This is a genomic window from Pseudomonas sp. R9.37, assembly GCF_963878885.1.
GTDB lineage: Bacteria > Pseudomonadota > Gammaproteobacteria > Pseudomonadales > Pseudomonadaceae > Aquipseudomonas.
In genome coordinates, this window is the sequence record NZ_CAWNZA010000048.1 from 177,374 (window position 1) to 190,768 (window position 13,395).

The 13,395-nt window shown below is 58.8% G+C and carries 13 protein-coding genes; 10 read left to right on the plus strand and 3 right to left on the minus strand.

Annotation, left to right across the window (positions count from 1 at the left end; all coding sequences use genetic code 11):
• The first annotated feature begins 19 nt into the window (after positions 1-19).
• Positions 20-1,744, plus strand: coding sequence for an ABC transporter ATP-binding protein/permease (locus tag AACU78_RS26865; RefSeq protein WP_106578641.1), 1,725 nt, complete (start codon positions 20-22; stop codon positions 1,742-1,744).
• 191 nt (positions 1,745-1,935) lie between these two features.
• Here AACU78_RS26865 and AACU78_RS26870 read toward each other — a convergent pair whose 3' ends face one another.
• Positions 1,936-2,373, minus strand: a complete 438-nt coding sequence (locus AACU78_RS26870; protein WP_106578642.1) for a YhcB family protein — start codon at positions 2,371-2,373, stop codon at positions 1,936-1,938.
• Positions 2,374-2,520: 147 nt separating this feature from the next.
• On the opposite strand from AACU78_RS26870, the gene AACU78_RS26875 reads away from it, so the two are divergent.
• From AACU78_RS26875 to zapE, 3 genes are all read left to right on the plus strand, one after another.
• Positions 2,521-3,150, plus strand: a complete 630-nt coding sequence (locus AACU78_RS26875) for an alpha/beta hydrolase (RefSeq protein WP_106578643.1) — start codon at positions 2,521-2,523, stop codon at positions 3,148-3,150.
• A 24-nt stretch (positions 3,151-3,174) separates the two neighbouring features.
• On the plus strand, positions 3,175-4,530 hold the full coding sequence (locus AACU78_RS26880; protein WP_106578644.1) for a tryptophan--tRNA ligase: 1,356 nt from the start codon (positions 3,175-3,177) through the stop codon (positions 4,528-4,530).
• Between the two features lie 79 nt (positions 4,531-4,609).
• Positions 4,610-5,704 (plus strand): cell division protein ZapE, encoded by a 1,095-nt coding sequence (zapE, locus tag AACU78_RS26885; protein ID WP_106578645.1) that lies wholly within the window; start codon positions 4,610-4,612, stop codon positions 5,702-5,704.
• Positions 5,705-5,832: 128 nt separating this feature from the next.
• On the opposite strand, the gene AACU78_RS26890 is transcribed toward zapE, so the two are convergent.
• On the minus strand, positions 5,833-6,729 hold the full coding sequence (locus tag AACU78_RS26890) for a GlxA family transcriptional regulator (protein ID WP_177410109.1): 897 nt from the start codon (positions 6,727-6,729) through the stop codon (positions 5,833-5,835).
• Between the two features lie 244 nt (positions 6,730-6,973).
• Between AACU78_RS26890 and AACU78_RS26895 the strand changes: the two genes are divergently transcribed.
• Positions 6,974-8,110 (plus strand): acyl-CoA dehydrogenase family protein, encoded by a 1,137-nt coding sequence (locus AACU78_RS26895; protein WP_106578647.1) that lies wholly within the window; start codon positions 6,974-6,976, stop codon positions 8,108-8,110.
• A gap of 161 nt (positions 8,111-8,271) precedes the next feature.
• Here AACU78_RS26895 and AACU78_RS26900 read toward each other — a convergent pair whose 3' ends face one another.
• The gene (locus AACU78_RS26900) at positions 8,272-9,312 is read right to left on the minus strand and encodes an NADP(H)-dependent aldo-keto reductase (protein ID WP_106578648.1); all 1,041 of its coding nucleotides are present in this window, start codon (positions 9,310-9,312) and stop codon (positions 8,272-8,274) included.
• Positions 9,313-9,560: 248 nt separating this feature from the next.
• Between AACU78_RS26900 and rplM the strand changes: the two genes are divergently transcribed.
• From rplM to AACU78_RS26925, 5 genes are all read left to right on the plus strand, one after another.
• Positions 9,561-9,989, plus strand: a complete 429-nt coding sequence (rplM, locus tag AACU78_RS26905; RefSeq protein WP_003171742.1) for a 50S ribosomal protein L13 — start codon at positions 9,561-9,563, stop codon at positions 9,987-9,989.
• A 14-nt stretch (positions 9,990-10,003) separates the two neighbouring features.
• Positions 10,004-10,396, plus strand: a complete 393-nt coding sequence (gene rpsI, locus AACU78_RS26910; protein ID WP_003171743.1) for a 30S ribosomal protein S9 — start codon at positions 10,004-10,006, stop codon at positions 10,394-10,396.
• 265 nt (positions 10,397-10,661) lie between these two features.
• Positions 10,662-11,258: a ubiquinol-cytochrome c reductase iron-sulfur subunit gene (gene petA / locus AACU78_RS26915; protein ID WP_003216040.1), complete on the plus strand. Its 597-nt coding sequence runs from the start codon at positions 10,662-10,664 to the stop codon at positions 11,256-11,258.
• Positions 11,258-12,469, plus strand: a complete 1,212-nt coding sequence (locus AACU78_RS26920; RefSeq protein ID WP_106578649.1) for a cytochrome b — start codon at positions 11,258-11,260, stop codon at positions 12,467-12,469. Before petA ends, AACU78_RS26920 begins: the two co-directional genes overlap by 1 nt.
• Complete coding sequence (locus tag AACU78_RS26925; protein WP_106578650.1) at positions 12,469-13,248, plus strand: cytochrome c1; 780 nt, start codon at positions 12,469-12,471, stop codon at positions 13,246-13,248. The genes AACU78_RS26920 and AACU78_RS26925 overlap by 1 nt, the downstream gene beginning before the upstream one ends.
• Positions 13,249-13,395 lie beyond the last annotated feature (147 nt).

Sequence of the window (13,395 nt, forward strand, 5' to 3'; positions counted from 1 at the left end):
TTCCTACCGAGCCTGAACGATGAATCAGAACGCTGAGTACTCCGCGGTCAACGACGCGGTGCGTGGGCACTTCTTTCGCCGAACCTGGGCGATGATCACGCCCTATTGGCGCAGCGAAGAGAAGGGCAAGGCCTGGTTGTTGCTGGCTGCAGTGATTGGCCTGTCGCTGTTCAGCGTGGCGATCTCCGTGTGGATCAACCACTGGTATAAAGACTTCTACAACGCGCTGGAAAAGAAGGACACCGCCGCCTTCTGGCAGTTGATCGGCTATTTCGGCGGGATCGCCGCCGTAGCGATTCTGGGCGCGGTCTACCGCCTCTACCTGACCCAGATGCTGACGATCCGCTGGCGTGCCTGGCTCACCGAAAAGCATTTCGCTCGTTGGCTTGCCAACAAGAATTACTACCAGCTGGAGCAGGGCGGTTACACCGATAACCCGGACCAGCGGATTTCCGAAGACCTCAACAACTTCACCTCCAGCACTTTGAGCCTTGGTCTGGGCCTGCTGCGTAATGTGGTCAGCCTGGTGTCGTTCTCGATCATCCTGTGGGGCGTGTCGGGCAGCATTGAAGTATTTGGCTTCACCATTCCCGGCTATATGTTCTGGTGCGCATTGGTCTACGCGGGCGTCGGTAGCTGGCTGACCCACTTGATCGGCCGTCGTTTGATCGGCCTGAGCAACCAACAACAACGCTTCGAAGCAGACCTGCGTTTCTCCATGGTGCGTGTGCGCGAGAACGCCGAAAGCATCGCCTTGTACAACGGCGAGCCGAATGAGAACCAGCGCCTGAGCGCACGCTTTGGCAAGGTCTGGCACAACTTCTGGGACATCATGAAAGTGTCCAAGCGCCTGACCTTTTTCACCGCTGGCTACAGCCAGATTGCGATCATCTTTCCCTTCATTGTCGCCGCGCCACGCTACTTCACCGGCAAGATCGAGCTGGGCGAGCTGATGCAAATCAACTCGGCGTTCGGCAACGTGCAAGAGAACTTCAGCTGGTTTATCAACGCGTATTCGGAGCTGGCTTCGTGGCGCGCGACCAGTGATCGTCTACTCAGCTTCCATCAGGCCATGAGTGACAACGAGCAGCGTGTGCCTGCCATCGACGTGCACCCCGAGGGCGAGCGGCTGGTGGTGAAAAACCTGGGCATGGATTTGGCTGACGGTCGTCACTTGCTGACCGACGCCGACATGACTGTAGAGCCGGGCCAGCGCGTGATGCTCAGTGGGCGCTCAGGTAGCGGCAAGAGTACGCTGCTGCGCGCAATGGGCCACCTTTGGCCCGCAGGCCACGGCAGCATTCGCCTGCCGGCTGCGCGTTACCTGTTCCTGCCGCAAAAGCCTTACTTGCCCATTGGCACGCTGAAGGCTGTGTTGAGTTATCCACAAGACGACAGCGCGTACCCGGCCGAACGTTATGCACAGGTCCTGGAAACGTGCCGCCTGCCGCATCTGGTTACGCGCCTGGACGAAGCCAATCACTGGCAACGCATGCTCTCGCCGGGTGAGCAGCAGCGCCTGGCGTTTGCTCGTGCGTTGTTGTTCGCGCCGCAATGGCTGTACATGGATGAAGCCACCTCGGCGATGGATGAAGAAGACGAGGCCACGTTGTATCAAGCATTGATTGACGAGTTGCCGGGACTGAGCATCGTCAGCGTCGGCCATCGCAGCAGCCTCAAGCGCTTCCATGGGCGGCATGTACGCATTGACGGTGGGTTGTTGCAGGAGCAGCAACCGGCTTGAGGTCGTGCGGTCAGTGTGGGAGCGGGCTTGCTCGCGAATACGGTCTGTCGGTTAGCGATGTGCTGACTCACCCACCGCCTTCGCGAGCAAGCCCGCTCCCACGGTGAATCTCCAGTGTCTTGGAAAGTGAAGCCCAACAAAAAGCCCGGCTGATCATCGATCAGCCGGGCTTTTTGTTGCTTGGAGAAGACTTACTTCTTCAAGCCGTAATGCTCATCCAGCATGCCCGGGGCGTCCGGCGTTTTTGGCGCGTAGTCCCGTGGTGGCTCCTGGTTTTCCCGCGGAGGCGTCAGGCGCTCCCGTGGCGCTTGCGGTGCATCGGAATGCAGCGCGGCCAGCAGACGCTGACGGGTGATGTCGTCGAGGGCCAGGCGGTTAGCGCCATCGGCGAGATGATCCTGTACGTCCTGGTAGCTCTGGGTGAGCTTCTTGACCAGGGTCGCGGTGCTGTTGAAGTGGGTAACAACCTCGTTCTGATAACTGTCAAAACGTTCCTGAATGTCATCCAGCTGACGCTGCGTGCGGTTAGGCGCGGCATTTGGCAGCAGGCGGGCAACCAGGAATCCAATGGCGACACCGGCAACCAAGGCGAGAGTCGGCAACAACCAAACTAAGAGCGAGTGTTCCACGAGTCCTTCCTCTATAAACGGCTTTGCTTTACGTTAACGGCTCGGACCTGCGCTGTATACCGCGATTAAGCTCGCAATGATGCCATGCACAGACTTTTAGCTAGACGAGTCGACCCTTTGTGAGGTCACGGAGTTCATTCCTTGCTCATGCGTGAAACCCCCGTTTTGATCGATGGCCCGGTTGGCCAATTGGAAGCCCTGTACCTGGATCACCCCGAGCCACGTGGCCTGGCGCTGATCTGCCACCCTAACCCGGTGCAGGGTGGGACCATGCTCAATAAAGTTGTCTCGACCCTGCAACGCACCGCTCGCGATGCCGGTTTGATTACTTTACGTTTCAATTACCGTGGCGTCGGTGCCAGCGCCGGTACCCACGACATGGCCACCGGTGAGGTGGACGACGCCGAAGCGGCCGCGACCTGGCTGCGAGAAAAGCACCCCGACCTGCCGATCACGTTGCTCGGGTTTTCCTTCGGTGGCTACGTGGCTGCCAGCCTCGGCGGCCGTCTGGAAGCCAAGGGTGAAAAGCTGGCGCACCTGTTCATGGTGGCCGCCGCCGTGATGCGCTTGCGCGACACCGACGTGCTGCCCCAAGGCTGCCCATTGACGTTGATCCAGCCGCAAACCGATGAAGTGGTCGACCCACAACTGGTCTACGACTGGTCCGCCGCCCTGAAACGCCCCCATGAGCTGCTGAAAGTGGCAGAATGCGGACACTTTTTTCATGGCAAGCTGACCGATCTCAAGGATCTGGTGCTGCCGCGTCTCTCGAATTGATAGCAGTCTGATAAGCGATTACCCATGACGACTCGTACCCGTATCCTCACCGGCATTACCACCACCGGCACGCCGCACCTGGGCAACTACGCCGGTGCGATCCGCCCGGCGATCCTCGCCAGCCAGGATGCCAATGCCGATTCCTTCTACTTCCTGGCCGACTACCACGCCCTGATCAAATGCGATGACCCGCAGCGCATCCAGCGCTCGCGCATGGAAATTGCCGCGACCTGGCTGGCCGGTGGCCTGGATGTGAACCGGGTGACGTTCTATCGCCAGTCCGACATCCCGGAAATCCCTGAACTGACCTGGCTGCTGACCTGCGTCGCCGCCAAGGGCCTGCTCAACCGCGCCCACGCCTACAAGGCCTCGGTGGATAAAAACGTGGAAACCGGCGAAGACCCGGACGCGGGCATCACCATGGGCTTGTACAGCTACCCGGTGCTGATGGCGGCGGACATCCTGATGTTCAACGCGCACAAGGTGCCGGTCGGCCGCGACCAGATCCAGCACGTGGAAATGGCCCGCGACATCGGCCAGCGCTTCAATCACCTGTTTGGCAACGGTAAAGAATTCTTCACCATGCCCGAGGCGTTGATCGAAGAAAGCGTCGCCACCTTGCCGGGCCTGGATGGCCGCAAGATGTCCAAAAGCTACGACAACACCATCCCGTTGTTCACCAGCGCCAAGGACATGAAGGATGCGATCTCGCGGATCGTCACCGACTCGCGCGCGCCTCGCGAAGCCAAGGACCCGAACAACTCGCACCTGTTCACCCTGTTCCAGGCGTTTGCAACCAAGGCCCAGGAAGAAGAGTTCCGTGCCGAACTGCTGCAAGGCCTGGGCTGGGGCGAGGCGAAGAACCGTCTGTTCCAACTGCTCGACGGCCAACTGGGTGAGGCGCGCGAGCGTTATCACCACCTGATGTCGCGCCCCTCGGACATGGAAGACCTGTTGCTGATCGGCGCCAAGAAAGCCCGCGCCGTGGCGGCGCCGTTCCTGGCCGAGCTGCGTGAGGCGGTTGGCTTGCGCTCGTTCGTCAATCAGGCCGCTGCGCCGGTGGCTGCCAAGAAGAAAGCCGCCAAAGCCGCGCGCTTTGTGAGCTTTCGCGAAGACGACGGCAGCTTCCGCTTCCGCTTGCTATCGGCCGACGGCGAGCAACTGCTGCTGTCGCGCAATTTTGCCGATGGCAAAGCGGCTGGTGCTGTGACCAAGCAACTGCAAAACGGTGACGCGCTGGATGTACGCACTGAGGCCCTGAGTTTCAGCGTATGGCTGGAGGGCGCGGTGGTGGCTGACAGTGCCGCGTTCGCCGACGAAGCGTCGCGCGATGCAGCCATCGCCGCGTTGCGCGTTGCGTTGACCCCTACCGAGGATTAACCCGACCAAGGGTTGATTGCCATTATCCAGGGCCGTCGTTACAGTGACGGCCCGTTTTTGTTGCCTTGCTAACGAAATTATGACGCCCCTAGAACGATATCAAGCTGATCTGAAACGCCCTGAGTTCTTCCATGACGCCGCGCAGGAAAATGCGGTGCGTCATTTGCAGCGCCTGTACGACGACCTGGTCGCGGCCTCGCAAAACAAGCCAGGGATGTTCAGCAAGCTGTTTGGCAAGAAAGACCATACGCCGGTCAAAGGCTTGTACTTCTGGGGTGGCGTGGGCCGCGGCAAGACTTACCTGGTCGACACCTTCTTCGAAGCGCTGCCGTTCAAGGAAAAGGTGCGTACGCACTTCCACCGCTTCATGAAGCGCGTGCACGAAGAAATGAAGACGCTGCCGGGCGAGAAAAACCCGCTGACCATCATCGCCAAGCGTTTCTCCGATGAGGCGCGGGTGATTTGTTTCGACGAATTCTTCGTCTCCGACATCACCGATGCCATGATCCTCGGCACCCTGATGGAAGAGCTGTTCAAGAACGGCGTGACCCTGGTTGCGACCTCGAACATCGTGCCCGACGGCTTGTACAAGGACGGCCTGCAACGCGCGCGCTTCCTGCCGGCCATCGCGCTGATCAAGCAGAACACCGAGATCGTCAACGTTGACAGCGGCGTCGACTATCGCCTGCGTCACCTTGAGCAAGCGGAGCTTTACCACTACCCGCTGAACGATGCCGCGCTCGACAGCCTGAAAAAAAGCTTCCGCGCGCTCACGCCGGAATGCACCAAGGCGGTCGAAAACGACAAGCTGATGATCGAGAACCGCGAAATCATCGCGCTGCGCACCTGCGATGACGTGGCCTGGTTCGAGTTCCGCCAGCTGTGCGACGGCCCACGCAGTCAGAACGACTACATCGAACTGGGCAAGATTTTCCACGCGGTGATCCTGAGCGGCGTGGAACAGATGAGCGTCACCACCGACGACATCGCGCGCCGGTTTATCAACATGGTCGACGAGTTCTACGACCGCAACGTCAAGCTGATCATCTCGGCCGAAGTCGAGCTCAAGGACCTCTATACGGGCGGTCGCTTGAACTTCGAGTTCCAGCGCACGCTGAGCCGCTTGCTGGAAATGCAGTCCCACGAGTTCCTGTCGCGCGGGCACAAACCCTAAAAGCGACACGCATAAATGGTGGGAGGGGGCTTGCCCCCGATAGCGGTGTTTCAGGCCAGGTGTACTGACTGAGCTACCGCTATCGGGGGCAAGCCCCCTCCCACTTTTTTTACGGTGTTTGACCCTGCTTAAGCGGCCTGCTGGAACTGCTGCCGGTATTGGTTCGGCGACAGCTCGGTGTGCTGGCGGAACAGCCGCGCAAAGAAACTCGCATCGTCGTAACCCACCTCATAGCTGATGGTCTTGATGCTTTTGCGGCTGCCCGAGAGCAAGCCTTTGGCGGTCTCGATGCGCAGGCGTTGCAGGTAATGCAGCGGCTTGTCGCCGGTAGCGGTCTGGAAACGGCGCATGAAGTTGCGGATGCTCATGCCGTGTTCCCGAGCGACGTCTTCGAAGCGGAACTTGTCGGCAAAGTGCTCTTCGAGCCAGTGCTGGATCTGCAGGATGATCACGTCCTGGTGCAGCTTCTGCCCACCAAAACCAATGCGGCCCGGTGCGTAGCTGCGTTGCACTTCGTAGAGGATGTCGCGGGCCACGGCCTGGGCGATGTTGGCGCCGCAGAAGCGTTCGATCAGGTAGATATAAAGGTCGCACGCCGAGGTGGTGCCGCCAGCGCAATACACGTTGTCGGCGTCGGTCAGGTGCTTGTCCTGGTTGAGCTGCACCTTGGGGAAGCGTTCGCTGAAGGCATTGAAGAAACGCCAGTAAGTGGTCGCTTCCTTGCCATCCAGCAATCCGGCCTCGGCCAGCCAGAACACACCAGTGGCCTCACCGCAGAGTACAGCGCCGCGGGCGTGTTGCTGGCGCAGCCAGGGCAGCACTTGCGGGTAGCGGGTGCACAGCGCGTCGAAGTCGTCCCAGAAGGCCGGTAGCACGATGATGTCGGCGTCTTCCAGGCCGCCGTCCACCGGCATGATCACATCACTGAAGCTGCGCACCGATTGCCCGTCGGGGCTGACAAGACGCGTTTCAAACGCCGGGGTCAGGCCCAGGCCTTGTTGTTTGCCATAACGCAGGCTGGCCAGATGGAAGAAATCCTTGGCTTGCATGAGGGTGGAAGCGAATACCCGATCAATGGCCAAAATGCTGACGCGCCGCAGGGGCGTGGAGATTTGGTTAGACATAATTTCATTTATTCTTATAGGGGAAAGTGGTCACCAGACGGCTGGATCGTCTTATTTTTTGTCGCATGTGTCCAGTGTCCCGTGACGGCTTCGCGGCATAGGCTCTGTGGTCTGGTCTTTGTCCGACAATCCACGCAGGTGACCCATGATCCCCAGAACCTTGTTCAGCTCGGAGCACGAGCTCTTTCGCGAGAGCGTGCGCACCTTCCTTGAAAAACACGCCGCGCCGTTCCATGGGCAATGGGAGAAACAGGGCTATATCGACCGTGCGTTGTGGAGCAAGGCGGGGGAGGCGGGGATGCTCTGCTCCCATTTGCCGGAAGCGTATGGCGGCCTGGGCGCCGACTTTCTCTACAGCGCGGTGGTGATCGAAGAGGTCAGCCGCCTCGGTTTGACGGGCATCGGTTTCTCGCTGCATTCAGACATCGTCGCGCCGTACATCCTGCATTACGGCAGTGAGGCGCTTAAGCAGAAGTACCTGCCCAAATTGATTTGCGGTGAAATGGTGACGGCCATCGCCATGACCGAGCCAGGGGCGGGTTCCGACTTGCAGGGCGTGAAGACCACTGCGGTGCTGGACGGCGATGAGTACGTGATCAATGGCTCAAAGACCTTCATCACCAATGGCTTTCTCGCCGAGCTGGTGATCGTCGTGGCCAAGACCGATCCCAAGGCCGGCGCCAAGGGCACCAGCCTGTTTGTGGTGGAAGCCGACACGCCGGGCTTCGACAAGGGCAAGCGCCTGGAGAAGGTAGGCATGAAGGCCCAGGACACCTCGGAGCTGTTTTTCCAGGACGTGCGCGTGCCCAAGGGCAACCTGCTGGGGCAGGCGGGCATGGGCTTCGCCTATTTGATGCAGGAGTTGCCGCAGGAGCGTTTGACCGTGGCGATTGGTGCGCTCTCATCGGCGGAGGCGGCGCTGCAATGGACCTTGGAATACACGCGCGAGCGCAAGGCGTTCGGCAAGGCGATTGCCGATTTCCAGAACACTCGGTTCAAGTTGGCGGAGATGGCGACGGAGATTCAGATCGGTCGCGTGTTTGTCGACCAGTGCATGGCGTTGCACCTGGAAGGCAAGCTCGACGTGCCTACCGCAGCGATGGCCAAGTACTGGGCCACGGACCTGCAGTGCAAGGTGCTCGACGAGTGCGTGCAGTTGCACGGCGGTTACGGCTTCATGTGGGAATACCCGATCGCGCGGGCCTGGGCGGATGCGCGGGTGCAGCGGATTTATGCGGGGACTAACGAAATCATGAAGGAGATTATTGCGCGAGCGCTTTGATCCTAGGGTGTAAGGGCTGTTGTGGCGAGCGGGCTTGCCCCCGTTGGGCTGCGCAGCAGCCCCAAACCTCACACCTCAATCTTACTGAAAGAATCAGGCGGTCTTGCTTGGGGGCGCTGCGCAGCCCAACGGGGGCAAGCCCCCTCGCCACAAGGGATCAATCAAGGCGCAGGGTTCGGATGATCCTTCTGAATCGCTTCGATCCCTTCCAATACCTCTTTGGACAGCGTCAGGTCAGCGCTGGCAATGTTGCTATCCAGTTGCTCCAAAGACGTCGCGCCAATGATGTTGCTGGTCACAAACGGCTGTTGCGTCACGAACGCCAAGGCCATTTGCGCTGGGTCCAGGCCGTGTTCACGCGCCAGCGCCACATAACGGCTGCACGCGGCTTCGGACTGCGGGTTGAAGTAGCGGCTGAAACGGCTGTATTCGGTCAGGCGTGCCTTGGCCGGGCGTGCGCCGTTCTCGTACTTGCCGCTGAGCATGCCGAACGCCAGGGGCGAATACGCGAGCAGCCCGCACTGTTCACGAATCGCCACTTCCGCCAGGCCCACTTCAAAGCTGCGGTTGAGCAGGTTGTAAGGGTTCTGGATCGACACCGCGCGGGTCCAGCCACGGGCTTCGGCCAGGGCGAGGAACTTCATGGTGCCCCACGGGGTTTCGTTGGACAGGCCGATGTGGCGGATCTTGCCGGCTTTTACCTGCTCGTCCAGTGCTTCGAGGGTTTCTTCCAGCGGGGTGAGGTCGTCTTCGTCCTTGTGCTTGTAGCTCAACTGGCCGAAGAAGTTGGTGCTGCGTTCCGGCCAGTGCAGCTGGTAGAGGTCGATCCAGTCGGTTTGCAGGCGCTTGAGGCTGGCGTCCAGCGCTTCGACAATGTGCTTGCGGTTGTGGCGCAGGTGGCCATCGCGGATGTAGTCGATGGTGTTGCCGGGGCCGGCGATCTTGCTGGCGAGGATCCAGTCGGCACGGTCGCCGCGGCTTTTGAAGTAATTACCGATGTAACGCTCGGTGGTGGCATAGGTGTCGGCCTTGGGCGGCACCGGGTACATTTCCGCCGTGTCGAGGAAGTTGATCCCCGCGGCCTTGGCCCGTTCGATCTGCGCGAAGGCCTCTGCCTCGCTGTTCTGCTCACCCCAGGTCATGGTGCCCAAGGCTATCGCGCTTACGTTCAGATCGGTTCGGCCCAGCTGTCGATAATCCATCGGGTACTCCTTCGGGGAAAACAATCATAAAAGCAGGTTGAATTTTTTTTCGCAATCTGCATAATTGCCCACCTCTTTCTGCAGTGGAAGTGATGCGCCGCCTGCCGAAGAATCTTGCCGTTGAACGGACGCGCCGACCCGAGCCCCCGATAGCGTCTGTATCCGGCTGCCTTTGACTTGTCAAAGTACGCACTATTCAGTAAGATCCGCCGTCTAATTTACAGGGCGGCCCCTGAGGCTATTAAAGAATGACAACTTTTACTGCAAAACCGGAAACAGTTCAGCGCGACTGGTTTGTCGTCGACGCCGCTGGTCAGACCCTGGGTCGTCTGGCCACTGAAGTCGCCAGCCGTCTGCGTGGCAAGCACAAGCCTGAGTACACCCCTCACGTTGACACCGGTGACTACATCGTGATCATCAACGCTGAGCAGGTACGTGTTACCGGCAACAAAGCGCAAGACAAAATGTACTACCGTCACTCCGGTTTCCCAGGCGGTATCAAGTCTTCGAACTTTGAAGGCCTGATTTCCAAGAAGCCTGAAGCCCCGATCGAAATCGCGGTCAAAGGCATGCTGCCGAAGGGCCCACTGGGTCGCGATATGTTTCGCAAGCTGAAAGTCTATGCGGGCGCTGTACACCCTCATGCTGCTCAGCAGCCCCAAGAACTGAAGTTTTAACGGAATAGTTCATTATGTCGGCGACTCAAAATTACGGCACTGGCCGTCGCAAAACCGCAACCGCACGCGTTTTCCTGCGTCCGGGCACTGGTAACATCTCGATCAACAACCGCACTCTGGACAACTTCTTCGGTCGCGAAACTGCCCGCATGGTAGTTCGTCAGCCGCTGGAACTGACCGAGACTGTTGAAAAGTTCGACATCTACGTCACCGTTATCGGTGGCGGTGTAAGTGGTCAAGCTGGCGCAATCCGCCACGGTATCACTCGCGCTCTGATGCAGTACGACGAAACCCTGCGTGGCGCACTGCGCAAAGCTGGCTTCGTAACTCGCGATGCTCGTGAAGTTGAACGTAAGAAAGTCGGTCTGCGTAAAGCGCGTAAGCGTCCGCAGTACTCGAAGCGTTAATTCGCTTTACGTTCCACAAAAACGCCCAACTCCTCACGGAGCTGGGCGTTTTTTATTGCCTGCGATTTATGCACAAATTTCGCCGTGACAACTTGCCACATCCGTAGACCCCCTATACTACAAGGCCTGGAGAGGGAGCCCCGGGCAATTCCCTTGTCATACGTGGGGCTTTTCATTACCATTCGGCAAAATTTTTATAAGTAAAGATTCAACACTTAGTAGACGCCTGATTTAACAGGCCAAAAAGCTGATGGGAGAGGACTGAATGAGCAATGACGGCGTGAATGCAGGCCGGCGTCGCTTCTTGGTAGCAGCCACATCCGTGGTGGGTGCTGCAGGAGCGGTGGGGGCTGCGGTCCCGTTCGTGGGGTCATGGTTTCCCAGTGCCAAGGCGAAAGCCGCAGGTGCACCGGTGAAGGTGAATGTCAGCAAGATCGACCCAGGCCAGCAGATGATTGCTGAGTGGCGCGGTCAGCCGGTCTTCATCGTTCGTCGTACTGAGGAAATCCTGGGGAATCTGAAAAAAATCGAAGGTCAGCTGTCTGATCCCGACTCGAAGAATTCCGACCAACCCGCCTACGTCGATAAGGAAATCCGTTCGATCAAGCCAGAGATTCTGCTGCTGATCGGTATCTGCACCCACCTCGGCTGCTCGCCTACCTTCCGCCCTGAAGTTGCTCCTGCCGACCTGGGCAAAGACTGGGTGGGTGGTTACTTCTGCCCTTGCCATGGCTCTCACTACGACCTGGCCGGCCGCGTCTACAAGTCACAACCCGCACCACTGAACCTGCCAGTTCCGCCACATCACTACGAGACTGACAGTGTCATTGTCATTGGCGTCGACGAGGGGGAGAAAGCCTGATGAGCAAGTTCATGGATTGGGTGGATGCGCGCTTCCCCGCTACCAAAATGTGGGAAGACCATCTCAGCAAATATTACGCACCAAAAAACTTCAACTTCTTCTACTTCTTCGGCTCCCTGGCACTGTTGGTGCTGGTCAACCAACTCGTCACCGGCGTCTGGCTGACGATGAGCTACACACCTTCGGCTGAAGAGGCCTTTGCGTCAGTTGAAGGGATCATGCGCGACGTCGAGTACGGCTCGATCCTGCGTTTGCTTCACTCCACCGGCGCCTCGGCGTTCTTCATCGTGGTCTACATGCACATGTTCCGTGGCTTGCTCTACGGCTCATACCAAAAACCCCGCGAGCTGGTGTGGGTGTTTGGCATGCTGATCTATCTGGCGCTGATGGCCGAGGCCTTCATGGGTTACCTGCTGCCATGGGGTCAGATGTCGTACTGGGGCGCTCAGGTGATCATCTCGCTGTTCGGCGCGATCCCGGTCATCGGCAACGACCTGACCCAGTGGATTCGGGGTGACTACCTGATCTCCGGCATCACCTTGAACCGCTTCTTCGCCTTGCACGTTGTGGCCCTGCCGATCGTGATTCTGGGCCTGGTGGTGCTGCACATCCTGGCGCTGCACGAAGTGGGGTCGAACAACCCCGATGGCGTCGACATCAAGAAGCATAAAGACGAAAACGGCATCCCGCTGGACGGCATTCCGTTCCACCCGTACTACACCGTCAAAGACATTGTCGGCGTGGTGGTGTTCTTGTTCATCTTCTGCTCGATCGTGTTCTTTTTCCCGGAGATGGGCGGGTATTTCCTCGAGAAGCCTAACTTCGAACAGGCCAACGCCTTCAAGACGCCTGAGCACATTGCACCGGTCTGGTACTTCACGCCGTTCTACGCGATCTTGCGGGCCATTCCAGACAAGCTCATGGGCGTTGTTGCCATGGGTGCGTCGATTGCGCTGTTGTTCGTCCTGCCGTGGCTTGACCGCAGCCCGGTCAAGTCGATGCGCTACAAAGGCTGGTTGAGCCGAATCTGGCTGGTGGTGTTCTGCATCGCGTTCATGCTACTGGGCTGGACCGGCGTCCAGGCACCGACGCCTTCGCTGACGTTGCTGTCGCAGGTCTGCACCTTCCTGTATTTCGCCTACTTCATTCTGATGCCGTTCTACACCCGGCTCGAGAAGACCAAACCGGTTCCGGAAAGGGTGACTGGCTGATGAAAAAGTTATTCGTTGCTTTGATGCTTGCGGCACTGCCGCTACTGTCCTTCGCGGCCGAGCATGGCCCGGAACTGGAAAAAGTCGATATCGACGTCTCTGACAAAGCTGCAATGCAAGATGGTGCGCGTACCTTCGCCAACTACTGCATGGGCTGCCACAGCGCCAAGTTCCAGCGCTATGAGCGGGTTGCCGATGACCTCGGTATCCCGCATGAGCTGATGCTGGAGAAACTGGTGTTCACCGGCGCCAAGATCGGCGACCACATGAACATCGGCATGCAGCCTGCCGACGCCAAGGCCTGGTTCGGTGCCGCACCGCCTGACCTGACCCTGGTGGCGCGCGTGCGGGGTACCGATTGGCTGTACGGCTACCTTAAATCCTTCTACGAAGACCCGACGCGCCCTTGGGGGGTGAACAACAAAGTCTTCCCGAACGTCGGTATGCCTAACGTTCTGGTCGGCCTGCAGGGTCGCCAAGTGGTAGGATGCAAGCAGGTTCAGGTCGTTGAAGACGGCAAGAAGCAATATGATCCGTTGACCGGCACGCCTCTGACGCATGAAGCGTGTGATCAACTGACCATAGTGCCCAAGACCGGTACGCTGAACGAAGAGCAGTTTGACGAGAAGGTCAAGAATCTGGTGACCTTCCTGGCCTACTCGGCCAACCCGGTCAAACTGCAACATCAGCGCATCGGTACCTATGTATTGCTGTACCTGGCCTTCTTTTTCGTATTCGCCTATCTGCTTAAACGCGAATACTGGAAGGATGTGCATTGATCCAACCGTAAGCAATTGCTGTTAATCTTGCGCGCCCAGCGGCATCTCTGAACACGTAGCGGTCTGGTTGAACCAGGCTCTACAGAGATGCTCTCTGGGCGCGCTCGTTTTTGAGCTTTCGATAATTTCAACAAGCGAGGAGGACCG

What these genes read in the sequence shown, in the direction of transcription:
- AACU78_RS26925 (WP_106578650.1), top strand. Translation starts at nt 12,469, where the DNA reads ATGAAAAAGTTATTCGTTGCTTTGATGCTTGCGGCACTGCCGCTACTG.
- AACU78_RS26880 (WP_106578644.1), top strand. Translation starts at nt 3,175, where the DNA reads ATGACGACTCGTACCCGTATCCTCACCGGCATTACCACCACCGGCACG.
- AACU78_RS26875 (WP_106578643.1), top strand. Translation starts at nt 2,521, where the DNA reads ATGCGTGAAACCCCCGTTTTGATCGATGGCCCGGTTGGCCAATTGGAA.
- rpsI (WP_003171743.1), top strand. Translation starts at nt 10,004, where the DNA reads ATGTCGGCGACTCAAAATTACGGCACTGGCCGTCGCAAAACCGCAACC.
- rplM (WP_003171742.1), top strand. Translation starts at nt 9,561, where the DNA reads ATGACAACTTTTACTGCAAAACCGGAAACAGTTCAGCGCGACTGGTTT.
- zapE (WP_106578645.1), top strand. Translation starts at nt 4,610, where the DNA reads ATGACGCCCCTAGAACGATATCAAGCTGATCTGAAACGCCCTGAGTTC.
- AACU78_RS26920 (WP_106578649.1), top strand. Translation starts at nt 11,258, where the DNA reads ATGAGCAAGTTCATGGATTGGGTGGATGCGCGCTTCCCCGCTACCAAA.
- AACU78_RS26900 (WP_106578648.1), bottom strand. Translation starts at nt 9,312, where the DNA reads ATGGATTATCGACAGCTGGGCCGAACCGATCTGAACGTAAGCGCGATA.
- petA (WP_003216040.1), top strand. Translation starts at nt 10,662, where the DNA reads ATGAGCAATGACGGCGTGAATGCAGGCCGGCGTCGCTTCTTGGTAGCA.
- AACU78_RS26865 (WP_106578641.1), top strand. Translation starts at nt 20, where the DNA reads ATGAATCAGAACGCTGAGTACTCCGCGGTCAACGACGCGGTGCGTGGG.
- AACU78_RS26895 (WP_106578647.1), top strand. Translation starts at nt 6,974, where the DNA reads ATGATCCCCAGAACCTTGTTCAGCTCGGAGCACGAGCTCTTTCGCGAG.